Here is a 23870-nt window from a genome sequence, read left to right as displayed (position 1 = left end):
GCACGGAGGATGCGGGCGGGCGGTGCCGAAGGGGCGGTTTTCGCCCGGCTCCCCATCACGAAAATCTTCGCACCGAGGGGTGCGTCGCGGAGGAGACCCAATGACTGCATCGACCGAGACCTATGCCGGAACTTATTCCGGCAGCATCCTCGACCGGGAGCGCATTATCGCGAAACCCGGCTTCAACCGCTGGCTCGTTCCGCCGGCAGCCCTTGCCATCCATCTCTGTATCGGCATGGCCTATGGCTTCAGCGTGTTCTGGCTGCCGCTGTCCAAAGCCATTCCGGTAACGGATCCGGCCTGCGCCGATCTCAACCTCATCTCCGCGCTCTTCACCACGAGCTGCAACTGGCGTGTCGCCGATCTCGGCTGGATCTACACGCTGTTCTTCGTGCTGCTCGGCTGCTCCGCCGCCATCTGGGGCGGCTGGCTGGAGCGCGTCGGCCCGCGCAAGGCGGGCTTCGTCTCGGCCTGCTGCTGGTGCGGCGGCATCGTCGTCGCAGCGCTCGGCGTCATGAGCCATCAATTGTGGCTGATGTGGCTCGGTGCGGGCGTCATCGGCGGCGTCGGCCTCGGCCTCGGCTATATCTCCCCCGTTTCCACGCTGATCAAGTGGTTCCCAGACCGGCGCGGCATGGCGACCGGCATGGCGATCATGGGTTTTGGCGGCGGCGCGATGATCGGTGCGCCGCTCGCCAACCTGCTGATGAACGCCTTCAAGACGGACGTCACCGCCGGCGTGTGGCAGACCTTCCTCGTGATGGCGGCGATCTACTTCTGCTTCATGATGGGCGGCGCCTTTGGCTACCGCATCCCGCCGGCCGGCTGGCGTCCGGAAGGCTGGACGCCGCCGGCCTCCAAGTCGACGATGATCACCACCAAGCACGTTCACCTGCGCGATGCGCACAAGACCACGCAGTTCTGGCTGATCTGGCTGGTGCTGTGCCTCAACGTCTCGGCCGGCATCGGCGTGATCGGCATGGCCTCGCCCATGCTGCAGGAAATCTTCGGTGGCCGCCTGATCGGCCAGCCGGACCTGACCTTCAGCCAGCTCGGCACCGACCAGAAGGCGGCCATCGCGGCGATCGCGGCGGGCTTTACCGGCCTGCTGTCGCTCTTCAACATCGGCGGGCGGTTCTTCTGGGCATCGCTCTCCGACAAGATCGGCCGCAAGAACACCTATTACACCTTCTTCGTGCTCGGCATCGTGCTCTATGCCGCCGCACCGACGCTCGCCGACATGGGCAACAAGGCGCTCTTCGTGCTGGCCTTCGGCATCATCCTGTCGATGTATGGCGGCGGCTTTGCCACTATCCCGGCCTATCTCGCCGACATTTTCGGCACGCAGTTCGTGGGCGCAATCCACGGCCGCCTGCTGACGGCCTGGGCGACCGCCGGCATCGTCGGCCCCGTCGTGGTCAACTATATCCGCGAGGCGCAGATCGCCGCCGGCGTCGAGCCGGGGCCGTCGCTCTATACCGGCACGATGTATATCCTCGCCGGCATGCTGGCGGTGGGGCTCGTCGCCAATTCGCTGGTGCGGCCCCTTGCGGAGAAATGGTTCATGTCGGACGAAGAGGTCGCGTCGTTACAGGCGAAGACGGCTGCCGCGAATGCCGGCCCGACCGGCTCCTTCGGCATCGGCAAGGGTGGCTTCGACGGCAAGGCGGCGCTCGCCTGGGCCGTTGTCGGCATTCCGCTCATCTGGGGCATCTGGGTGACGGTCAAGAACACCGCCGCGTTGTTCTAAGAGCCTTCAAGGAACGCTTCGAAGCCCCCGGTTCGCGCCGGGGGCTTTCTTTTTTGCCCTTGCGGCGTTCTTGCATTTCGACCAAACGAGAGGGGTTGCAGACACGAGGAGGATGGTATGACCGAATGGGGCAGGACCGGCAAGGACAGGATCGCACTGGTCACGGGTGGCGGCACGGGCATTGGGCTGGCGGTCGCGCGCGGCCTCAGCGCCGAGGGTTATGCCGTCATCATCACCGGCCGCCGGGCCGCGGTGCTGGAGACGGCGGCGGCGGAGATTTCCACTGAAACGGGCAATCCGGTGCGCGCCATCGCCTGCGACGTTGGCGACCCCGCGCAGGTCGCGGCGGCCTTCGAACAGGTGAAGCAGGAGTTCGGCCGGCTCGACGTGCTGGTCAACAATGCCGGCTCCAACGTCTCGCCGGCGCTCCTGGAAGACATTCCCTTCGCGGAGTGGAGCAACATCCTTGCGGCCAACCTGACGGGCGCCTTCCTTTGCACTCAGCAGGCCTTCAAGCTCATGAAGGACCAGAACCCGCGGGGCGGGCGCATCATCAACAACGGCTCGATATCCGCCACCGCGCCGCGGCCCAATTCCGCGCCCTATACCGCCACGAAACACGCCATCACCGGCCTCACCAAGTCGATTGCGCTCGACGGCCGCAAATACGACATCGCCTGCGGCCAGATCGATATCGGCAACGCGGCGACCGACATGACGGCGCGGATGAACGCCGGCGTGCTCCAGGCGAATGGCGACATCGCCAGCGAACCGACCATGTCGGTCAAACACGTCGCCGATGCCGTGATCTACATGGCCAGCCTTCCGCTCGACGCCAATGTGCTGACGATGACGGTGATGGCGACGGCGATGCCCTTCGTCGGGCGCGGGTAGGGCGCTACCGCCGCCGTGGCTCGCCGCCTTCGGCGTAGACTGTCTTCTGCTGGAACTTGAAGACGTGGCCGCAGCGGCAGCGGATCATGTGCTTGTCTGGATATTTCGACGGGCGTTCCGTGAGGAAGCCGCGCGGCAGCGAATCGACGGCGAAATCCGGGTTCTTCCGGCTCGGCATGTCGTCTTCGGAGACTTCGGCATAGCCGGAATTGCCGCACATGGCGCATTCGAGCTTGCGCGAGTAGCGGTCACGGGCGGCCATGGACGACTCCTTTGTGAGATTCTGGCGTCAGATGCTGGTTCGCCGTTAATAGGCATGGTGCCCGGTGGTTTCAATGGCTCAGGGCGCAAGCAGCGCCTGAAGGATGGCGATGATGCGCCGGTGCTGGTGGGCGTGGCGCGTGCGCACGTTGACGGCGGCATAGACGGCCTGCGCGATCGGCTCGGCGCCGGCGACCCGGCTTGCCGTGCCGGTGCCGATGAGCCGCCTGGCATCGGCGGCCGGCACATAGGCGGAGCCGCCGAGCTTCTGCATCAGCGCCAGGATGGCGGTCGTCTCGCCGCTGGCGATGGGCGCGGTGGAGAGCCCCGGATGGGCCTGCCGGTGCAGCCGGTCGAAGGCCGGCGAATAGACCGCCTGGATATAGTCCTCCGGCTTCACCTCCGCGATATCAGCCACCCTGTTGCTCACCATCTCGTAGATCACGTCGCCGATGCGCTCATAGTGCAGGTCCGGCAGGTAATGCGGCGTGAAGAGAATGGCGAGGTCGAGGTCGCCCGCGTCGAGATCACGGTTCATCTGGTTGGAATAGTCGACCTCCAGGTAGATCGAGGTGCCCGGCAGTTCCTTGCGCACCGCCGAAAGCCAGTCGCCGGCATAGTGGGCGGCGAGGTCGTGCTGCAGGCCGATGCGCATGGAGCGCTCGTAGGCGCCGGCCGTTTCCACTGCGCGCGCCGCCTCGTGCCACTGGTGTTGCAGCGCCTTGGCGTGATCGAGGAAGCGCAGGCCCGCGGCGGTTGGCTGCGTGCCGCCCTTGTTGCGCGCGAAGAGTTTTCGCGCGAACGTGGCTTCCAGCGCATTGATGCGGTGGGTGACGGTCGATTGCGTGATGTTCAGGCGCTCCGCCGTGCGGTTGAAATTCCGGGTTTCCATGAGGTCCAGGAACGTCTCGATCAGGATAATCTGCATGGATGCGCCATTTTTTCCCAGTGTTTGGCGCAAGTGTAATCGAAGGTATCGATTAATAAAGGGAATTCCGCGGCTTGCTGCGCAGCGCTTTGGTTGACACAAATTCGGGGCGCAAAGAAGGGGAACGAGAATGTCCGCACTGCCTAGCCATGCCCGTGTCGTCATCATCGGCGGAGGCGCCGTGGGCGCCTCGGCGCTCTACCACCTGGCCAAGGCCGGGTGGACGGATTGCGTGCTGCTGGAAAAGAACGAGCTGACCGCCGGCTCCACCTGGCACGCCGCCGGCAACGTGCCGACGTTTTCCTCGTCCTGGTCGATCATGAACATGCAGCGCTATTCGGCCTCGCTCTACCGGGAACTGGGCGCGCTGGTCGATTACCCGATGAACTACCACGTCACCGGCTCGATCCGCCTCGGCCATTCGAAGGAGCGGTTGCAGGAGTTTAAGCGCGTCGTCGGCATGGGCCGCTACCAGGGCATGGACCTCGACATCCTCTCGCCCGACGAGATGCGCGGAAAGTATCCCTTCCTCGAAACGCACGACCTGACCGGCGCGCTCTACGACCCCTACGACGGCGACATCGACCCGGCGCAGCTCACCCAGGCGCTGGCCAAGGGCGCGCGCGACATGGGTGCGAAAATCTTCCGCTTCTGTCCCGCCACCGGCGCACGCCGGGAGGGGGATGAATGGGTGATTTCCACGCCGCAGGGCGAAATCCGCTGCGAGAAGGTCGTCAATGCCGCCGGCTATTATGCGCGGGAGGTCGGCAAATGGTTCGGCCGTGACGTGCCGATGATGGTGATGAGCCATCAGTACATGCTGTTCGAGGAAATTCCCGAACTCGCCGCCTGGTCGCGCGAAGCCGGCCACAAGCTGCCGCTGCTGCGCGATGTGGATAGTTCCTACTATCTGCGGCAGGAAAAGACCGGCATGAACCTCGGCCCGTACGAGCGCAATTGCAAGGCGCATTGGGTGACGCCGGACGATCCGATGCCGGACGATTTTTCGTTCCAGCTCTTCCCGGACGATCTCGACCGGCTGGAATGGTATCTGAACGACGCCGTCGAGCGCGTGCCGATCCTCGGTACCGCCGGCCTGTCTCGCATGATCAACGGGCCGATCCCCTATGCGCCGGACGGCAACCCGTTGCTCGGGCCGATGCCGGGCGTGCCGAACGCTTTTGAAGCCTGCGTCTTCACCTTCGGCATCTGCCAGGCGGGTGGTGCGGGCAAGGTGCTGGCGGAATGGGTCACCGAAGGCGAGACGGAGTGGGACATGTGGTCCTGCGACCCGCGCCGCTACACCAGCTTCGCAGCCGACAAGGATTATTGCGTCGCCAAGGGCATGGAAATCTACGGCCACGAATATGCCATGCATTTCCCGAAACACGCCTGGCCGGCCGGACGCGACCGGAAACTTTCGCCGATCCATGATCGCATCAAGGCGCTGGGCGCACAGTTCAAGCCCTATAACGGCTGGGAGCGCGCCAACTGGTATGCCCAGCCTGGCGACGACCTTTCGGAAGAATCGACCCAGACCTGGAACCGCGAAGGCCCCTGGCGGGCGCGCATCGAAGCGGAATGCCGTGCCGTCACCGAGGCAGCCGGCATTCTCGACCTGCCCGGCTTCTCGCGCTTCCGCGTGAAGGGCGAGGGGGCGACAGCATGGCTCTCGACGCTGACCACCGGCAAGCTGCCGAAACCCGGCCGCATCGGCCTTGCCTATTTCTCCGACGACAAGGGCCGCATCGTCACGGAAATGTCCGTGATGATGCTGGACGAGGATTTCTTCTTCCTGATCACGGCCGCGACCGCGCAGTGGCACGATTTCGAATGGCTGCAAAAGCACCTGCCCAAGGATGCCGCCTTCACCATCGACGACGTGACGGAAAGTTTTTCCTGCCAGATCCTTTCCGGCCCGAAGTCCCGCGCCATCCTCGCCGACGTGACGGATGCGGATCTCCAGAAGGGCTGGCTCACCCACCAGAGCTGCCAGATCGCCGGCCGCTGGTGCCAGCTCGTGCGCGTCTCCTTTGCCGGTGAACTCGGCTGGGAAATCCACACCAAGGTCGAGGACACGGCGACGATCTTCGATGCCGTCTGGGAGGCGGGGCAGAAGCACGGGCTCAGGCCTTTCGGCATGGAAGCGCTGGATTCGCTGCGCATCGAGAAGAGCTATCGCTCCTGGAAGGGGGACCTTTCGACCGACTACACCATCCTTCAGGGCGGCCTCGACCGCTTCGTCGACTGGACCAAGCCTGACTTCAAGGGCAAGGCGGCGCTGGAGCGGGAGAAGCAGCAGGGCGTGACAAAACGCTTCGTGACGCTGACCGTGGAGGCCGGCGAGTGCGACGCGCCCTACATGTCGACGCTGTGGCATGACGGGAAAGTGGTCGGCGAGACGACCTCGGGCAACTGGGGCTATCGAACCGGCAAGTCCATTGCGCTCGGCATGCTCAGGGCCGACCTCACCGTGCCCGGCACGGAAATCGAGGTCGAGATCTATGGCGACCGTTTCAAGGCGGTGGTCCAGCCCGACGGCCCGCTCTTCGATCCCAACAATGAAAGACTGCGTGCATGAGCAAGCCCATCCCTTCGAAGGCGAGAGCCGTCATCATCGGCGGCGGTGTCTCCGGCTGTTCGGTCGCCTATCATCTCGCCAAACTCGGCTGGACGGATGTGGTGCTCCTGGAGCGCAAGCAGCTTACCTCCGGCACCACCTGGCATGCGGCGGGCCTGATCGGCCAGCTGCGCGCCTCGCAGAACATGACGCGGCTCGCGAAATATTCAGCCGACCTCTACACCAAGCTCGAAGCGGAGACCGGCATCGGCACCGGCATGCGCCAGTGCGGCTCGATGACCGTGGCGCTCACCGAGGAGCGCAAGGAGGAGATCTACCGCCAGGCCTCGCTCGCCCGCGCCTTCGACATCGACGTGCGCGAAATCACCGTCGACGAGGTGAAGGCGATGTATCCGCACCTCAACACGGCGGATGTGAAGGCAGCCGTGCAGCTGCCGCTCGACGGCCAGTGCGACCCGGCGAACATCGCCATGGCGCTCGCCAAGGGGGCGCGGCAGAACGGCGCGACGGTTATCGAGGGCGTCAAAGTGACGTCGGTCGTGACCAAGGACGGTCGCGTGACGGGCGTTACCTGCGAGCAGAACGGCGAGACCTTTACCATCGAGACCGACAACGTCGTCAATGCCGCCGGCATGTGGGGGCGCACGCTCGCCGACATGTCGGGCGTCACGCTGCCGCTGCATGCCTGCGAGCATTTCTACATCGTCACGGAGCCGATCCCGAACCTGCAACGGTTGCCGGTGCTGCGCGTGCCGGATGAGTGCACCTACTACAAGGAAGACGCCGGCAAGATGCTGATCGGCGCTTTCGAGCTGAAGGCCAAGCCCTGGGGCATGGAAGGCATCTCGGAAGATTTCTGCTTCGACCAGTTGCCGGAGGATTTCGATCACTTCCAGCCGATCCTCGAAAACGCCATCAACCGCATGCCGATGCTGGAAACTGCCGGCATCCATACCTTCTTCAACGGCCCGGAAAGCTTTACGCCGGACGACCGCTACTATCTCGGCGAGGCGCCGGAGCTGAAGGGCTATTGGGTTGCCGCCGGCTACAATTCCATCGGCATCGTCTCCTCCGGCGGCGCCGGCATGGCGCTGGCGCAATGGATGAATGACGGCGAGGCGCCGTTCGATCTGTGGGAGGTCGATATCCGCCGCGCGCAACCGTTCCAGAAGAACCGCGCCTATCTCAAGGACCGCGTCTCCGAAACGCTTGGCCTGCTCTATGCCGACCACTTCCCCTATCGTCAGATGGCGACGGCCCGCGGCGTGCGGCGCTCGCCGCTGCATGAGCACCTGAAGGCCCGCGGTGCCGTCTTCGGTGAGGTGGCGGGCTGGGAGCGCGCCAACTGGTTCGCCAAAGAGGGGCAGGAGCGGGAATACCGCTATTCGTGGAAGCGGCAGAACTGGTTCGAAAACCAGAGGCAAGAGCACCTCGCGGTCCGCAACGGCGTCGGCCTCTTCGACATGACGTCCTTCGGCAAGATCCGCGTGGAGGGCCGCGATGCGCTCGCCTTCCTGCAACGTCTGTGCGCCAACCAGATGGACGTCGCGCCCGGCAAGATCGTTTATACCCAGATGCTGAACCAACGCGGCGGCATCGAGAGCGACCTGACGGTGACGCGCCTGTCGGAAACCGCCTTCTTCCTCGTCGTGCCGGGCGCTACGCTCCAGCGCGACCTTGCCTGGCTGCGCAAGCATCTCAATGACGAGTTCGTCGTCATCACCGATGTCACGGCGGCTGAAAGCGTGCTCTGCGTCATGGGTCCGAAGGCGCGCGACCTCATGCAGAAGGTGAGCCCGAACGATTTTTCCAATGCGGCGCATCCCTTCGCCTCCGCCCGGCAGATCGAGGTCGGGATGGGCCTCGCCCGCGCCCACCGCGTCACCTATGTCGGCGAACTCGGCTGGGAGCTTTATGTCTCCACCGACCAGACGGCGCATGTCTTTGGGGCGTTGGAGGAAGCCGGCGTGGATGTGGGGCTGAAACTCTGCGGCCTGCACACGCTCGATTCGTGCCGCATCGAAAAGGCCTTCCGCCATTTCGGCCATGATATCACCGACGAGGACCATGTGCTCGAAGCCGGCCTCGGCTTTGCCGTGCGCACCAAGAAGGGCGACTTCCTCGGCCGCGACGCGGTGTTGCGGAAGGAAGAGGAGGGGCTGAAGCGCCGCATGGTGCAGTTCCGGCTTACCGATCCGCAGCCGCTGCTCTTCCACAACGAGGCGCTGGTGCGCGACGGCAAGATCGTCTCGACCATCACGTCGGGCAATTACGGCCACCATCTCGGCGGCGCGATCGGCATGGGCTATGTTCCCTGCGCCGGCGAGAGCGAGGCGGATATACTTGCCTCCCGCTACGAGATCGAGATCGCCGGCGTGCGGGTGAAGGCTGAAGCCTCGCTTGTTCCGATGTACGATCCAAAGTCGGAAAGGGTAAGGGCATGACGACACTTGCCGAACGCCACGAACGCTTTTACGCGCTGCACCAGTCGGGCTGCTTCGTCATCCCGAACCCCTGGGATATCGGCTCCGCCCGCATGATGGCGGCTGCCGGCGCCGTGGCGCTTGCCACCACCTCCGCCGGCTTCGCCTTCACGCTCGGCCGGCCGGACATGGGCCGCGTCACCCGCGAGGAGGCGCTGAAACATGCCGAGGACCTCGTGCGCGCCACGCCGCTGCCCGTCTCCGGCGATTTCGAGAACGGTTTTGCCGATGCGCCGGACGAGGTTGCCGAAACCATCCGGCTTGCGGCCGGGGTGGGCCTTTCCGGTTGCTCGATCGAGGATACGCAGATGGTCGAGGGCAACCCGGCCTATGGGTTCGACCTCGCCGTGGAGCGCATCCGCGCGGCGGCCGATGCCGCCCGGTCGCTCGGCCAACCCTTCATTCTCTGTGCGCGTGCCGATGGCGTGATGAACGGCGTCTACGATCTGGATGAGGCCATCCGGCGCATCCAGGCCTTCGAAAAGGCCGGCGCCGATCTCGTCTATGTGCCAGTGCCGCCGGGTGCGGATGAGTTGCGTCGCGTCGTGCAGTCGGTTTCGAAACCGGTCAATGCGCTCGCCGCGGGGCCGCTGCGCCAGCTTACGGTGCCGCAATTCGCGGAGATGGGCGTGCGCCGCATCTCGCTCGGCTCGACCATCGCCCGCGTCACCCATGCGGCGATCGCCGAGCAGATGGAGGCCATCGTCAAGGATGGCAGCTTCGTCAAATTGTCCGCTGCAATCTCCGGCGACCGGGTCAACGCGATGCTCGATGAAGGTGCCGACGAAGCCTAGCGCCCGTAGGCCCGCACGTCGCGCACGCCAAAATCCCATTCGGGCGTGGTCACGGGGGTGATGTCGCTGCCGGGGAAGACGGCGAAGGTGCTGAAGGCCTGGCTTTCGCCCGGCAGCACGCGCAGCACGATCAGCGCGTCGTCGCGGCCGACCTCCCGGCAGGTGCCGTTCGGGCAATCGGAGAGCACGACGTCGAGGCGGAAGGACTGCATGGGCACGGTGCCCTTGTTGGTGATGCGGCCCGTTACCCGAAAACTCGTCTTCGTCTGGCCGGCAATGGCCTCCGTTTCGGAGAGCTCGACATTGTCCGCCGAAAGCGCCGGTGCCGCAGCGTCCTGCACCACGACCTCGCCGGAGGGAGCTCGCTCTTCCACGAACCATATGAGCAGTGCCGCGGCAAGGCCGATGGCCACCACGATGGTGAGTGCGGGCTCGACCCAGCTCTGAAAGCGCCGGAAGCGCAGTGCGAGATAAAGAATTGCCGCCGCTGCGACTGCGAATGCCCAGATCATTCAGGTCCTCCTGGGCATCATATAGCGTGCGCGGCGGCCCGTCGAAAGGCCGCTCCCCTCACTTTGCCTTGAGGCTGATCCAATAGGCGCCGTCGAAGGGCACGGCGGCGAAGCGCTCGTTGATTTCCTTCATCGTCTGATTGGGATCGATATCGCCGAAAATCTCCGGGCGCAGCCAGTGCGCGAAGGCCTCGGCGGCGAGGATATTGAGCGGCACGGCGTTGAAGAAATTCCACAGGCCATGGACGCGTTCGTCCTTCACCGCCTTCAGATTGGTGAGGAAGGGGCTGGAGACGGCGCGTGCCAGCGTCTCGCGCGCCTCGTTCGGATCGACGCCGGGGCCGATGGAGAAGGCGCTGTAGGTGCCGCCCGGCGAGGCGGTGGCGATATAGACGTCCGGATTGGCCGCAACGAGGAATTCCGAGCTGATGATGCCGCCCTGCGCCGGCAAGCTTTCGGCGATGTTGCGGCTGCCGGTGATGGCGATGAAGGCGCCAAGCCCGCCGGTTCCATAGGCATAGCAGCACTTTTCCGGATTGGGGAAGGCGTCCATCAGCACGGTCGGGCCGGGTTCCTTGTGTTCGGCCACCCGGTTGCGGATGCGCTTGACGCGCGCCTCGTAAAAATCGGCAAACGCGTTCGCCTGCTCCTCGCGGTTCATCACCTGGCCGAGCAGGCGCATGTTGCCGGCGGTGTTGTTCAGCGCGTCGCTGTTGAAATCGACGACGACGACGGGCACGCCGGTCTGTTCCAGATAGCCGATCGCCTGCTTGCCAAGCTCGGTATCGGCCTGCCAGTTGGCGAGGATGGCGAGGTCGGCCTTGAGCGAAAGTGCTGCCTCGAAGGACACGGTGATGCCGTCGCCGATGATCGGCACCTCCTCGATCTTCGGGAACTTGTCCTTGAAGCGCGCATAGATTTCCGGGTTGTCGCCCTTCATGTCGCTCGCCCAGCCGGCAAGGATGCTGACAGGATCGGGATGCACCAGCGACAGCGCCACCAGGTTGAAGCCGCTGCCAAGCAGCACGGCCTTGGGCTCGGCCGGAATGGTGACTTCGCGGCCGAGCGCGTCCGTGACGGTCAACGGGTACTGCACCTCGGCGCGGGCCGGCAGCGCGGCGAGGATCAGGAAGGCGGCGAGGGCGAGGAGGCGCATGGTCATTGTTTTCTCAGTTCCGGCAGGGCGCAGAGTTCGCCGCAGCCGGGAATGCCGGGCAGCATGTAGCGCAGGCAGCAGACTTTCCGGCGACAGTGGACCGCGCCGTATTCCATCTCATGGCGCAGGCAGCCGTGGAAGGGATTGCGGCTGCCATTTGCCAGTTGCGGGCAATCGAAGAGTTGGCGCGACGGCCAATGGTCGTCGCCTTCGGCGGGCGACCGGTCCGTCGCGTTGAAGGCATAGTCGATATAGACGGCCGCATTGTTCCAGGCGAGTTTCGGCGCAATGCCGGTCTTTTCCTTGAACAGCGCGACGACGCGGGCGAGGTGGCAGTCGACCAGCGGCGTGATGACGTCGACGAGGTCCTTGCTTTCGCTCCAGTCGCCCTCATGCGGCAGGCCGAAGGCACGCGGCAGGCCGTCTTCGCCGATGGCGATGGTCATCTCGTCAAGGGCGATGGGCGGCGTAATCTCCGCCCGGCGCGCGACGACATAGGGGATGGTCAGCGCGGAAAAATAGTAGAGTGACCAGAAGGAGGCGACCGCGCGTCGGTCCGCGCTGCCGTGGACCGCGGCATAGCGGTCGAGCGTTTGCGAAAACCCGTCCCCCGCCAGGAAATCGCCGAGCGGCACGGCGCCGTCAAGGTCGGACGAGAGCATCATCTTCTCGCCGCACCAGGCGTGCTCGCCGGTAAAGACCGCTTTCAGGCCCTGGGGCCTGAAAGCGGTTTCGCCGTCCTGGGAGGAAAGGTTCGTCAAGGGCTTACCACGAATATTTCAGGCTGCCGATGACCGTGCGGCCCTGGTCGCGGTAGCAGAAACCGGCCGAGCACACGGCATCCTGACGGTCGAACAGGTTCGTCGCGTTGACCTGCAGCTTCAGGCCCTCGAACTCCTTGTTGATCGCGGCGAAATCGTAGTCGATCGACGCGTCGACAAAGGCGCGCGAGGCGTTCTTCGAGACATTTTCGTCGCTGCCGTAGCTGGAGCCGGTGAAGCGCACGCCCGCGCCAAAACCGAGGCCGGCAAGCGCGCCGTCTTCCGGCATATCGTAATGCGCCCAGAGCGAGGCCATGTGGCGCGGGATGGAGGAGACGTCGTTGCCGATGGTGCCGGCCGGGCCGTCGATGATCTTCGCCTGCGTATAGGTGTAGGAGGCGATCAGCGACAGGCCGTTGTCGAGGCTGGTGGAGGCTTCGAGTTCCAGGCCGCGCGAGCGGAGCTTGCCGCGCTGCACCTGGATGTTGGCCGGGCCGGTCGGCAGATCGACGACTTCGTAATAGAGGCCGTTCGTCTGGTCGATGTTGAAGAGCGCGGCGGTGATGAGCGTGTTGCTGTCCGGCAGCAGGTATTTCACGCCGACTTCCTGTTGTTCGCTCTCGGTCGGCTTGAAGGGGTTGCCGGTCGCCATGTTCACGCCGGCATTGGGCGAAAACGCGGTCGAGTAGCTGGCATAGGGCGTGATGCCCCATTCGGTCTCATAGGTCACGCCGGCGCGCCAGGTGAAGGCGCGGTCGTCCTGGCTGATCGTGTCGAGGGCGCCGGAGGCGAGGTCCGTGTTGTCGGTATCGGTGGAGACCCAGTCGTAGCGGCCGCCGAGCGTGAAGGTCAGCGCGTCGTAGCGGATCTGGTCCTGCATGTAGAGGCCGGTGATCAACTGGTCCTGCACGCTCTTCGTCTGGAAGGCGATCGGATCGACCGGGCGGCCGCGCGTCGGGTCGTTGATGTCGAGCGGCGGCGAGACGCCATAGCCGTTCAACGACTTCCAATAGACCTTGGTGAAATCGACGCCGGTGAGCAGCGTGTGTTCCAGCGCGCCGGTCTCGAACTTGGCTTCGAGCTGGTTGTCGATCGTGTAGGTGTTCAGCCACTCCTCGAATGTGCCGGCGCTGCTGTCGAGTAGCGTCGGGTCGGCGGCGTTCGGCTGGTAGGCGAAGGCCCAGTCGGCATCGACGTTGAGCCAGGAGGCGCGAGCGTTCTGGCGGAAGGTGAAGGTCTCGTTCAGGCGACGCTCGAACTCGTAGCCGATGCGGCCCTGGTTCTGGATGGAGTCGTTATAGGCCGGGTTGCCGGCGAAGAAATCGCTGACCTTGCCGGTGGCCGGATCATAATAATAGGCCGCCGTGCCGCCCGTCTTGGTGCGCGAATATTCGCCGAGGATGGTGAGGCGCGTGTCCTCGTCCGGCTTCCAGGTGAAGGCCGGCGCGATATAGGCGCGGTCGTCGGGCACGCCGACCTGCTCGGTGTCGGCGCTGCGCATGAGGCCGGTCAGGCGGTAGTAGAAGGGGTCTTCGTCGTTGATCGGGCCGGAAAGGTCGAACTGGCCCTGGTAGCGGTCGTGGCTGCCGTACTGCACCTGCACTTCGCGCAGCGCCTCTTCCGTCGGGCGCTTGCTGATGAGGTTGTAGAGGCCGCCGGCACCGGAGGCGCCGTAGAGCGCCGAGGAGGGGCCGCGCAGGATCGACACGCCTTCGAGGCCGTAGGGCTCTGTTTTGAACAGCGAGGAGCCGGCGCCCGGCTGGCGCAGGTTGTCGCGGAAGACGCCGGTATAGGTCACGTCGAAGCCGCGCACCGTGAAACTGTCGAAGCGCGGGTCAAAACCGTAGCCGCCGACGCGGGTGCCGGGTGTATAGGCCAGCGTGTCGAGCAGGGTCTGCGGGTTGCGGTCTTCGAGCTGCTGCTGCGTGACCGAGGAGATCGACTGCGGGGTCTGGATGAAGGGCGTATCGATCTTGGCGCCCGTCGCGCTGCTCTTGCCGACATAGCCATCCGCGGTGATGACGCCGCCGCTGCCGCCATCCACGACGATGTCTTCGAGAACGGTCGCGCCGCCCTGCGTCGCCGTCGCCTGGTCCTGTGCAAGGGCGACCGTGGCGAGCGTGAGGAGGGACGTGCCGGCGAGCGCCAGGCGGTACATCGTGCGGGAAGAGTTGTGCATGCGGGGTCTTTCTGACGAAGCGGATCAATAAGATGACCGTTTTTATCAGGATTCAGCTCGCTGCAACATATTATATGACTAGAACAGTCATGATTCAGCCTGTGTTGCCAACGTGCAACACAGGCTGGGGATGAATTGCACTCAGAAGGCGAGGCTGCCGGCCATCAGTGCAAGCACTAGGAAAATCAAGAAGATGACGATGGCGATCGCGAACAGGATCTTGGCGATCGTCGCCGTTGCCGCCGAGACGCCGGAGAAGCCGAGGAAGCCGGCGATCAGCGAGATGACGAGGAAAATCAGTGCCCATTTCAGCATGGCGTTGTCTCCAGATGTATGGACAGAAGGACGCGCGAGGGCAAAAAAAGTTCCCGTCTAGGTGAGTTGATCAGCCGGGACTGGGCGATGGCGGCGGAAGCGGCGCAGCATTCTCGCCGCGCCCACCAGCCCCCAGCCGAGGCACGCGCCTGTCGTGGCCCAGAGGAGGCCGGCCGGTGTCACGGGAACGGCCGGCTGGAAATCCCGCCACGCATTGGTGAGGATCATGTCGTCGGCATTGCGCAGGAGCGCGAAGGGTTTTGCGAAGGGCGACGTCCGGGCCATGCCGGCGGATTGGCGGGCGATCGTCTCGAAGCGGGTGAGGGTGCGGCGCATCGACTGGCCGCGATTGCGCAGGAAGGGTTCGCCGGCGCCGTCATAGATCGCGAGCGCCTGTGTGCGGTCGATGCCGGCAAGCGTGGCGTCGCGGTCGAAATCGGCGACGATGATGCGCAGTTCATCGAGCGCGCCGCCGAGGCGCTGCTGGTATTGCTGCGCGAATTCCGGCGCCTGCGAAAAGGCGAGCGCGCCGACTAAGGCGGCGGTTGCAGTCGCGGTGCGGGACAAAATCCTCATGCCGTTCTCCCGGGACATCACATCCCGAGAGCGGAACCGCCGGAGCGGCCAAAAGTTTCCGTCAGCCGTGGCTGATCATGACGTGGCGCACGGCGGTATAGTCCTCCAGCGCATAGATCGACATGTCCTTGCCATAGCCCGACTGCTTGACGCCGCCATGCGGCATTTCGGTCGTCAGCATGAAATGCGTGTTGATCCAGGTGCAGCCATATTGCAGGCGGGCGGCGGCCTTCATCGCCTTTCCGATGTCCTTGGTCCAGACGGAGGAGGCGAGGCCGTAATCGCTGTCATTCGCCCAGGCGACCGCCTGGTCGGCCTCGGAAAAGCGGGTGACGGAGACGACGGGGCCGAACACCTCGCGCCGCACGATCTCGTCGTCCTGCGTGGCGCCGGCAACCACCGTCGGCTGGAAGAAATAGCCCTCGTCGCTGCCCGCGCGGCCGCCCGTGGTGATCTCGACATGTTTGAGTTCGGATGCGCGCTCGACGAAGCTCGCCACCCGGTCGCGCTGGCGCTTGGAGATCAGCGGGCCGATCTCGTTCAGCGAGTCGTCCGGGTCGTTGTACTTGATGGTCGAGACGGCCGCCGAAAGATCGGCGACGAGCTTTTCGTAGATGCCGTCCTGCGCATAGATGCGGCAGGCCGCCGTGCAGTCCTGGCCGGCATTGTAATAGCCGAAGGCGCGGATGCCCGCGACGACGGCCTCCAGGTCCGCATCGTCGAAGACGACGACCGGGGCCTTGCCGCCGAGTTCCAGATGGGTGCGTTTCACGGTCTTTGCCGCCGCCGCCAGCACCTTCTTGCCGGTCGCCACATCGCCGGTGATCGAGACCATGTTAATCTTCGGATGGTTGATCAGCGCATTGCCGACCGTCTCGCCGCGGCCGAGCACGATGTTGACCACGCCCTCCGGCAGTATATCGGCAAGCAGCTTGGCCATCTTCAGAGCCGTCAGCGGCGTCTGCTCGGAGGGCTTGAAGACCACCGTGTTGCCGCCGGCAATGGCGGGCGCCAGCTTCCAGGCCATCATCATCAGCGGATAGTTCCACGGCGCAATCGAGCCGACGATGCCGATCGGGTCGCGGCGCACCATGGATGTGAAGCCGGGCAGGTATTCGGCGGCGACGGGGGCATTGAGCGAGCGGATGGCCCCGGCGAAAAAGCGCCAGCAATCGACGATGGCCGGCAGTTCGTCATTGCGCGCCGCGTTGATCGGCTTGCCGCAATTCAGCGATTCCAGTGCCGCGAAGGCGTCGGCGTCCTTCTCGATCGCGTCGGCGATCCGCAAGAGGTAGCCCGAGCGTTCGGCGGGCGTGGTGGTGGCCCAGGAGACGAAGGCCTTTTCGGCGGCATCCACCGCAGCGTCGATCTGCGCATAGGAGGCTTCCGGCAGGTCGACGATCTTGGCGCCGGTCTTCGGGTTCAGGATGTGCTCCTCGACTTCCGTGCCGGCCTCGAAGCGCGCGCCGATCAGCATTTGGGTGTCCATCGATGTTCTCCCTTGTGTCGTCATTTGCCGCCGCCGGCGACCTGGTCGCCGTCGCGGGTGAGGTAGTAGGCGCCGAGGATCGGCAGGAAGGTCAGCAGCACGACGACCATGGCGACGACGTTCGTCACCGGCCGCTGGCGCGGGCGCACCAGCTCCTCCAGCATCCAGATCGGCAGGGTCGATTGCTGGCCGGCGGTGAAGGTCGTCACGATCACCTCGTCGAAGGAGAGCGCGAAGGCGAGCATGCCGCCGGCAAGCAGTGCCGTGCCGATATTCGGCAGGATGATGTAGCGGAAGGTCTGGAAACCATCGGCGCCAAGGTCCATCGACGCTTCGATCAGCGAGCCCGAGACGCGGCGGAAGCGGGCGACCGCATTGTTGTAGACGACCACGACGCAGAAGGTCGCGTGGCCGAGCACGATCGTCCAGAACGAGAAGGGGATTTCCGCGAAGGAAAAGGCCGAGCGCAGTGCGATGCCGGTGATGATGCCGGGCAGCGCGATCGGCAGGATGACGAGCAGCGAGATCGTCTCGCGGCCGAAGAATTTCGTCTGGCTGACGGCGGCGGCGCAGAGCGTGCCGAGCACCAGCGCGATGGCCGTGGAGATCGCGGCGACGCGCACCGAAAGGCCCATCGCCGCCCAGACGTCCGGCCGGTTCCAGGTGACGGCGAACCATTGCAACGTATAGCCCGGCGGGGGGAACTGGTAGCTCTTCTCCTCCGTGGTGAACGCATAGAGGAAGATCAGCAGGATCGGCAGGTGCAGGAAGGCGAGGCCGGCACCGGCGGCGATCTTCAGGCCCAGCGGCGCGGCGTTGTTCCGGTCAGAGCGCATCGAAGGCCCCCTGTCGCTTGGCCATCCAGAGATAGAGGCCCATGATGACGATCGGTACGACGGTGAAGGCGGCGGCGAGCGGGATGTTGCCGGCCGTGCCCTGCTGGGCATAGACCGCCTGGCCGATAAAGAGCCGCGACGAGCCGATGATCTGTGGGATGATGTAGTCGCCCAAGGTCAGCGAGAAGGTGAAGATCGAGCCGGCGATGATGCCGGGCAGCGCGAGCGGAAACAGCACGTAGCGGAAGGTCTGCGCCGGGTGGCCGCCGAGATCGGCGGAGGCCTCGATGAGGTTGCCCGGCACGCGCTCCAGCGCCGCCTGGATCGGCAGGATCATGAAGGGCATCCAGACATAGATGAAGACGATGAAGGTGCCGGTGTAGCTGATCGACAGCGACGTGCCGCCGACGACCGGCAGCGACAGCCAGGCATCCAGCACCCAGAGCAGGTTCAGCTTAGCGAGCGCCCAGGTGACGATGCCCTCCTTGGCGAGGATCAGCTTCCAGGCATAGACCTTCACCAGATAGCTCGACCACAGCGGCAGCATGACGCCGAGATAGAAGATGACCTTCCACTTTCCCCTGGCGTACCGCGCCGCATAATAGGCGATCGGGAAGGCGATAACGGCGGAAGCGAGCGTCACCAGCACGGCCATGACGACGGTGCGCAGGATGATGTCGAAATTCGATGGGATGAGGAGCTGGCGATAGGTCGCGAGCGTAAACTCGTAATTGATCAGCCCGGAGAAATCGTCGATCGAGAAGAAGCTCTGCAACAGCAGCGCGAACAGCGAGCCGAGATAGATGACGCCGAGCCAGAGCAGCGGCGGCGTCAGCATCAGCAGCAGCAGAATCTTCGGGTTGCGCCAGAAGAAATCCGAAAGCCGCCCGGAGGTGTTTTCGCGGCGCGCGAGGATGGAGGTGTCGGCGGCGATCGTCATTGGGCGCCGTCCATCTGATGCAGGTCGTCGGCTAGGAAGGAGAAGGTGACGGTCTCGCCCTCGGCCGGCACCGCAAGCGAGGCCGGCACCATAGCGGCGACCCGGGCGCCCGCCGCCTCGACTGTCACGCGGTTCGCGGCACCCAAAAAGCTCGCGGCGACGACGCGGCCGGTGAAATGTTTGCGGCCCGGCCCGCTCTCGCCAAGCGTGATCGCCTCCGGGCGCAGGCTCGCATAGCCCTTGCTGAAGCCGAGGCCTGCCACGAAATCCGGCGGCAGCACATTGGAGGAGCCGACGAAATCCGCGACGAAACGCGTCTTCGGTCGCTTGTAGACCTCTTCCGGCGTGCCGAGCTGCTGGATCTTGCCGTCGTTGAACACGGCGATACGGTCTGCCATGGAGAGCGCCTCGCCCTGGTCGTGCGTGACGAACACGAAGGTGATGCCGAGCGATTTCTGCAACGATTTCAGCTCTTCCTGCATCTGTTCGCGCAGCTTGAGGTCGAGCGCGCCGAGCGGTTCGTCGAGCAGCAGCACGCGGGGGCGGTTGACGAGGGCTCGTGCCAGCGCCACGCGCTGCCGCTGGCCGCCGGAAAGCTGGCCGGGCCGGCGCGTGCCGTAGCCGGGCAGCTTCACCATGGCGAGCGCCTCTTCCGCCGCCTTCAGCCGTTCGGCCTTGGCGACGCCCTTGACCATCAGCCCATAGGCGACGTTTTCGAGGATCGAGAGATGCGGGAACAGCGCATAGTCCTGGAACACCGTGTTGACGTTGCGCCGGTAGGGCGGCACGCCCTCCGCCGTCTCGCCGAAGATCTCGATATGGCCGGACGTCGGCTGCTCGAAGCCCGCCATCAGGCGCAGGCACGTCGTCTTGCCGGACCCCGACGGCCCCAGCATGGCGAAGAACTCGCCCTCGGCAATCGCCAAATCCACACTATCTACGGCGCGCACGGCACCGAAATGGCGGGAGACTTGCTGGAACAGGACGGCGGTCATGGGGGCTCCGGGTGTTATTTTGGGCAAGGGCAGCGAGCGCCCATCGCAAATCGTCGTCATGGGTAGAAGACGGCGCAACTCGTCAATCTCCCCCCTTGTGGGGGAGATGCCCGGCAGGGCAGAGGGGGGTATCTACCGCCCGCGTTTCGATGTGCCGCTTCGCGGCCACCCCCCTCTGTCACCTTCGGTGACATCTCCCCCACAAGGGGGAGATCGGTTGGTGTAGGCCGCGCCGTTCTAAATCAACGTCCGCCGATCACGCCGATATAGTCGGAGACCCAGCGGTGGTAGGGCACGCATTCGCTTTGGCTTTCGCACTTGGCAACCGGCGTGCGCCAGAAGTGGATCTTCTCGAAGTTCTCAAAACCGTTGGTCTTGCAGCCTTCGTCGGTCAGCAGCGCATTGCCCTTGCAGGCTGCCGGAACCGAAGGCACGGCGCCGAACCAGGCGGCCGCGTCACCCTGCACCTTGGCGGAAAGCGAATGTTCCATCCACATATAGGCGCAGTTCGGATGCTGGCTTTCGGCATGCAGCATTGTCGTGTCCGACCAGCCCGTCACGCCCTCTTCCGGGAAGGTCGAGGCGATCTTCTGCTTTTCCGCCTGCATCAGGTTCACCTGGAACGGCCAGGAGCCGGACGCCACGACGCCTTCGTTCTTGAAGTCGTCGATCTGGATCATCGCATCGTGCCAGTAGCGGCCGACGAGCGTGCGCTGGACGCGCAGCAGGTCGAGGGCGGCCTTGTACTGGTCTTCGTTGAGCTCGTAGGGATCCTTGATGCCGAGATCCGGCTTGTGCGCCATCAGGTACTGCGCGGCGTCGGCAATGTGGATCGGGCCGTCATAGGCCTGCACGCGGCCCTTGTTCGACTTGCCATCCGGCAGCGTCATTTCCTCGAAGACGACGTTCCAGCTCTTCGGCGCTTCGTCCTTGAAGGCATCGGTGTTGTACATCAGCACGTTCGGGCCCCAGAGATAGGGGGTGCCGTAGTGCACGCCGTTCACCGTGTGCCAGGGTGCGTTCTGCAGGCGCTCGTCGACGGTCTTCCAGCTCGGAATGAGGTCGGTGTTGATCGGCTGCACGCGCTTGCCCGCAACGAGGCGCAGCGACGCGTCGCCCGAGGCGGTGACGAGGTCGAAGCCGCCTTCGTTCATCAGGGCGACCATTTCGTCGGAGGTGGCGGCGGTCTTCACGGTGACCTTGCAGCTCGTCTTCTTCTCGAATTCGGTGACCCAGTCGTAGTTCTTGTCCGTCTCGCCGCGCTCGATATAGCCGGCCCAGGCGACGATGGACACTTCGCCTTCGCCGGCGCCAAGCTCCTTCAGCGGCTCTTGGGCGAGGGCGGATGCGGTGAAGGCGAGCGAAAGGGTGAGCGCGGTGCAGGAATGCAGAAGTCGCTTCATGTCAGTCTCCCGGTGTGATCCGCTTCGTGCGGTATTGTTCCCGAAAGAAAAGGTGCCGCGCTTTCGCCGCTTTCGCAAATTCATTAATCAGAATGTCGCTATCGGAAATTCCGAAACCGGCGGCATTTATCGCCCACGCCCGCTGCGCAATGCCTCCGCCAGCCCGACGAAATCCCGCGCCGCCTGCGGCAGGCTGGAGCCCTTGCGCCAGACCATGCCGACCTGCACGACGGGCAGCGCGCCGGAAACGTCGCGGCTTTCGATGCGGTCGCCTTCCAGCGACCAGGGGCGGTAGACGAGATCGGGCAGCAGCGCGATGCCGGCGCCGGTGGCGACCAAGCTGCGCACGGCTTCCACCGAGCGCGTGCGGAAGGCGACGTGCGGGCGGGCGCCGAGTGCGGAGAGCAGTTTTCCCGTGTTCTCCTCGATTTCGTCGACCGTCAGCATGATCAGCGGTTCCTTGGCGATATCGCTGACGGAGATGATATCGGCGGAGACGAGGGGATGGCCGATCGGCAGCCAGAGCCGATAGGGCGAGGTCTCGATGATTTCCGCCTGGAGCGCCATGCGGTCGCGGAGATTCGAGATGACCATGACCGCGACGTCGAGCTCGCCGCCGACCAGCAGGTGTTCGAGATAGGAGCCGTTGTCCTCGATGGCGCTGACATCGATGCCGGGGAAGCCGCGGCGGTAGCGCGAGAGCAGGTCCGAGAGCACGTAGCCGGCGACGAGCGAGGTGACGCCGAGATTGAGCTGGCCCTTTTCGGCCGTGCGGTTGTCGGAGAAGGAACGGCGCGCATCGGAGACGTCGGCGAGGATCTTTGTCGCGTGGCGCAGGAACTGGTGGCCGTTATGCGTCGTGGTCAGGCCGCGCGGGTGGCGATCGAACAGCTCGACGCCGAGATCGGATTCGAGTTCCTTGATCGCCTCGGTGATCGAGGATTGCGAGATCGAGAGGTTTTGCGCCGCGCGCGTCACCGAACCCTGCTCTGCGACGGCGACGAAATATTGCAATTGCCGGAAGGTGAATGCCATGGCGGCAGTTAATATGGCCGGGTCGGGCGAGGCAAGCGGCGAAAATTCCGTGGGAAAGCCGCTGACGGGACAGGTCTTGTTGCGTAGCATGGTTATGATGCCGGCAATCGACGAGGAGTTGCCATGACCGGACGTCCCATGCCCAGCGAAGCGGGCATTCTTGCCTTCCACCAGCGCTGCGAGGATTTTTATCCCGCCGATGCCGTCGATGCGGATATCGTGCAGCAGCGCGCCTGGTACAACGCGCTCTGCGCCGTCTTCGATGCGCCGGCGCCGGCGGGCATGGTCAAGGTCGACGGGCTTGTCGCGGAGCGCATCCCGATCCGCCGCTACCGGCCGGCCACGGTCTCGACCGAGACGCGGCTTTTCTACATCCATGGCGGCGGGTTCGTCGTCGGGTCGCTTGAGAGCCATGATGCGATCTGCGCGGAGATTTCCGAGGCCGCGGGGGCCGAACTCGTCTCCGTCGATTACCGGCTTTCGCCGGAGCACGTCTGGCCCGCGGCCTTCGACGATTGCTGGGCGGTGCTGATCGATCTCCTGCTGGAGCCGCATCCCGTCGTCGTGATCGGCGACAGCGCGGGCGGCAATCTTGCGGCCGGCATCGTGCTGCGGGCGCGCGACGAGGGGCTGGAAGGCATTGTCGGGCAGGCGTTGGTCTATCCCGGCCTTGGCGGCGATCTGGTGTCGGGCTCCTTTGAGGAGATGGCCGAGGCGCCGGGGCTTTCGACGGCCGATACCAGCTATTACCGCGAGATCTACAAGGCGCCGGAGGATGCGGCACACGCCTTTCCGCTCCGGTCGGAAAACCTGGCCGGCCTGCCGCCCGCCTTCATCACCGGCGCTTTTTTCGATCCGCTGCGTGACGATGCGCGGGCCTATGCGGCGCGGCTGGCGCTGGCCGGCGTGCCGGTGGAATTTCGCGAGGAGAAGCAGATGATCCATGCCTGGCTACGGGCGCGCTTCATGAGCGAGGGGGCGAGGGTCGGCTTTGCGGCGCTGTGCGATGCAGTCCGCCGGATGGCACGGCCATGAGCGGCATCACCAATCTCGACGTGCTGCTCGCGACCATGGAGCCGGCGCTGGTGGAGGGCGGCTTCGTCTATGCCAGCGTGCCGGCTGGCGAGCTTGCGGCGCATCTGTCGCGCGGACCGATCGGGCTTTTCCGCGAGGAGGAGGGCATCACGCTGATCCTGCCCGCCGACGCTGCGGATGGCCTTGCCGCAAGTTCGCCGATGCGGATGATCACGCTCACCGTGCATTCCTCGCTGGAGGCCGTCGGCCTGACGGCGGCCTTTGCCACGGCGTTGACCGTGGACGGCATCAGCGCCAACGTGGTTGCCGGCTACCATCACGACCATATATTCGTGCCGGAGCGGGATGCCGAACGGGCGCTCGAAACCTTGCGGGCCTTGTCCCGCGCGGCGCGTGAAAAGGGAGAAGCATGATGAAGGTTCTGCGGTTTGCCGGTGTCGCCCTGGCGTTCGGTATGTTTGCGGCGGTGCCGTTGATGTCCTTTGCCGAGGATGCGGCCGTGCCCATCCCGGCCTGCGCCCTCTCCGGTTCGAAAAGCGTCTTCATCGGCGGCGCCCCGGCGCTGCGCCTCTCCGACGTGGTGAATTGCCCGCCGGAGCTTTACGAGATCGTGCCGAGCATCATGATCGAAGGCCAGCCCATGGTGAAATTCCGCTCGGGCGTCGGCGAGAAGGGCAATTGCACGGCGCGGGGTGATGAGACGGTGAGCGTCGAAGGCGGCTCTGCCAGCCGGCTTGGGGATGTGACCTGCACGCAGAATTGAGGGATTGAAGCCCGCCGGAGTTTGTTGGCGAGGCCAACCCTATCCTCTCCGTCATCCTTGGGCTTGACCCGAGGATCCACTGTTTGCGTCGAGTGATGGATCCTCGGGTCAAGCCCGAGGATGACGGAGGAGAGGTTTTCGGGTTTTTGACAGGCGGCGGCGGGTGACAAAGCCACCCGCCGCT

At 64.8% G+C, this 23870-nt stretch carries 22 protein-coding genes; 8 read left to right on the top strand and 14 right to left on the bottom strand.

Going from position 1 to position 23870, the window contains the following annotated elements; translation table 11 throughout:
• Window positions 1-100: 100 nt before the first annotated feature.
• Entirely contained in the window at window positions 101-1750 is a 1650-nt protein-coding gene (locus GB927_RS12505; RefSeq protein ID WP_256117286.1) for an OFA family MFS transporter, read from the top strand.
• A gap of 117 nt (window positions 1751-1867) precedes the next feature.
• Window positions 1868-2644 carry an SDR family oxidoreductase gene (locus tag GB927_RS12500; RefSeq protein ID WP_256117285.1) on the top strand — a complete coding sequence of 259 codons (777 nt, stop codon included), beginning with the start codon at window positions 1868-1870 and terminating at the stop codon, window positions 2642-2644.
• A 4-nt stretch (window positions 2645-2648) separates the two neighbouring features.
• On the opposite strand, the gene GB927_RS12495 is transcribed toward GB927_RS12500, so the two are convergent.
• Window positions 2649-2906, bottom strand: coding sequence for a hypothetical protein (locus tag GB927_RS12495; protein WP_256117283.1), 258 nt, complete (start codon window positions 2904-2906; stop codon window positions 2649-2651).
• 78 nt (window positions 2907-2984) lie between these two features.
• Window positions 2985-3833: a LysR family transcriptional regulator gene (locus GB927_RS12490; protein ID WP_256117281.1), complete on the bottom strand. Its 849-nt coding sequence runs from the start codon at window positions 3831-3833 to the stop codon at window positions 2985-2987.
• Window positions 3834-3963: 130 nt separating this feature from the next.
• Between GB927_RS12490 and GB927_RS12485 the strand changes: the two genes are divergently transcribed.
• From GB927_RS12485 to GB927_RS12475, 3 genes are read left to right on the top strand one after another with little or no spacing between them, the layout of a single operon-like run.
• Complete coding sequence (locus GB927_RS12485) at window positions 3964-6414, top strand: GcvT family protein (RefSeq protein WP_256117279.1); 2451 nt, start codon at window positions 3964-3966, stop codon at window positions 6412-6414.
• Entirely contained in the window at window positions 6411-8858 is a 2448-nt protein-coding gene (locus tag GB927_RS12480; protein ID WP_256117278.1) for a GcvT family protein, read from the top strand. Before GB927_RS12485 ends, GB927_RS12480 begins: the two co-directional genes overlap by 4 nt.
• On the top strand, window positions 8855-9691 hold the full coding sequence (locus GB927_RS12475; protein ID WP_256117277.1) for an isocitrate lyase/PEP mutase family protein: 837 nt from the start codon (window positions 8855-8857) through the stop codon (window positions 9689-9691). Before GB927_RS12480 ends, GB927_RS12475 begins: the two co-directional genes overlap by 4 nt.
• On the opposite strand, the gene GB927_RS12470 is transcribed toward GB927_RS12475, so the two are convergent.
• The 12 genes from GB927_RS12470 to GB927_RS12415 all read right to left on the bottom strand — a co-directional run bounded on the left by GB927_RS12470 (window position 9688) and on the right by GB927_RS12415 (window position 21888).
• Entirely contained in the window at window positions 9688-10203 is a 516-nt protein-coding gene (locus tag GB927_RS12470) for a hypothetical protein (protein ID WP_256117276.1), read from the bottom strand. The two genes, GB927_RS12475 and GB927_RS12470, sit on opposite strands and share 4 nt — an antisense overlap.
• A gap of 58 nt (window positions 10204-10261) precedes the next feature.
• Complete coding sequence (locus tag GB927_RS12465; protein ID WP_256117275.1) at window positions 10262-11365, bottom strand: ABC transporter substrate-binding protein; 1104 nt, start codon at window positions 11363-11365, stop codon at window positions 10262-10264.
• Entirely contained in the window at window positions 11362-12024 is a 663-nt protein-coding gene (fhuF, locus tag GB927_RS12460; protein ID WP_256117777.1) for a siderophore-iron reductase FhuF, read from the bottom strand. Before fhuF ends, GB927_RS12465 begins: the two co-directional genes overlap by 4 nt.
• Before the next feature lie 100 nt (window positions 12025-12124).
• The gene (locus tag GB927_RS12455; protein WP_256117274.1) at window positions 12125-14299 is read right to left on the bottom strand and encodes a TonB-dependent siderophore receptor; all 2175 of its coding nucleotides are present in this window, start codon (window positions 14297-14299) and stop codon (window positions 12125-12127) included.
• A gap of 141 nt (window positions 14300-14440) precedes the next feature.
• Window positions 14441-14614: a DUF1328 domain-containing protein gene (locus tag GB927_RS12450; RefSeq protein ID WP_256117273.1), complete on the bottom strand. Its 174-nt coding sequence runs from the start codon at window positions 14612-14614 to the stop codon at window positions 14441-14443.
• Window positions 14615-14671: 57 nt separating this feature from the next.
• The gene (locus tag GB927_RS12445) at window positions 14672-15190 is read right to left on the bottom strand and encodes a DUF2937 family protein (protein ID WP_256117271.1); all 519 of its coding nucleotides are present in this window, start codon (window positions 15188-15190) and stop codon (window positions 14672-14674) included.
• Window positions 15191-15251: 61 nt separating this feature from the next.
• A complete protein-coding gene (locus tag GB927_RS12440) occupies window positions 15252-16679 on the bottom strand; it encodes a gamma-aminobutyraldehyde dehydrogenase (protein ID WP_256117270.1) in 1428 nt (475 codons plus the stop codon).
• A gap of 20 nt (window positions 16680-16699) precedes the next feature.
• Window positions 16700-17515: an ABC transporter permease gene (locus GB927_RS12435; protein WP_256117269.1), complete on the bottom strand. Its 816-nt coding sequence runs from the start codon at window positions 17513-17515 to the stop codon at window positions 16700-16702.
• Window positions 17505-18455, bottom strand: coding sequence for an ABC transporter permease (locus GB927_RS12430; protein ID WP_256117268.1), 951 nt, complete (start codon window positions 18453-18455; stop codon window positions 17505-17507). The genes GB927_RS12435 and GB927_RS12430 overlap by 11 nt, the downstream gene beginning before the upstream one ends.
• The gene (locus GB927_RS12425; RefSeq protein WP_256117267.1) at window positions 18452-19450 is read right to left on the bottom strand and encodes an ABC transporter ATP-binding protein; all 999 of its coding nucleotides are present in this window, start codon (window positions 19448-19450) and stop codon (window positions 18452-18454) included. Before GB927_RS12425 ends, GB927_RS12430 begins: the two co-directional genes overlap by 4 nt.
• 242 nt (window positions 19451-19692) lie before the next feature.
• Complete coding sequence (locus GB927_RS12420; protein WP_256117266.1) at window positions 19693-20853, bottom strand: ABC transporter substrate-binding protein; 1161 nt, start codon at window positions 20851-20853, stop codon at window positions 19693-19695.
• Window positions 20854-20979: 126 nt separating this feature from the next.
• Window positions 20980-21888, bottom strand: a complete 909-nt coding sequence (locus GB927_RS12415) for a LysR family transcriptional regulator (RefSeq protein ID WP_256117776.1) — start codon at window positions 21886-21888, stop codon at window positions 20980-20982.
• Between the two features lie 123 nt (window positions 21889-22011).
• Here GB927_RS12415 and GB927_RS12410 point away from each other — a divergent pair, with 123 nt between their 5' ends.
• The 3 genes from GB927_RS12410 to GB927_RS12400 are packed head-to-tail and all read left to right on the top strand — an operon-like array spanning window position 22012 to window position 23686.
• Window positions 22012-22923 carry an alpha/beta hydrolase gene (locus GB927_RS12410; RefSeq protein ID WP_256117264.1) on the top strand — a complete coding sequence of 304 codons (912 nt, stop codon included), beginning with the start codon at window positions 22012-22014 and terminating at the stop codon, window positions 22921-22923.
• Window positions 22920-23336 carry an ACT domain-containing protein gene (locus GB927_RS12405; RefSeq protein ID WP_256117263.1) on the top strand — a complete coding sequence of 139 codons (417 nt, stop codon included), beginning with the start codon at window positions 22920-22922 and terminating at the stop codon, window positions 23334-23336. The genes GB927_RS12410 and GB927_RS12405 overlap by 4 nt, the downstream gene beginning before the upstream one ends.
• Complete coding sequence (locus GB927_RS12400) at window positions 23333-23686, top strand: PAAR domain-containing protein (RefSeq protein WP_256117261.1); 354 nt, start codon at window positions 23333-23335, stop codon at window positions 23684-23686. The genes GB927_RS12405 and GB927_RS12400 overlap by 4 nt, the downstream gene beginning before the upstream one ends.
• Window positions 23687-23870: the final 184 nt, after the last annotated feature.

Origin of the sequence: Shinella lacus (assembly GCF_010994755.1) — a bacterium.
GTDB classification, from domain to species: Bacteria; Pseudomonadota; Alphaproteobacteria; order Rhizobiales; family Rhizobiaceae; genus Shinella; species Shinella lacus.
Note: the sequence above shows the minus strand (reverse complement) of the source record. Positions and strands in the feature narration are given on the sequence as shown.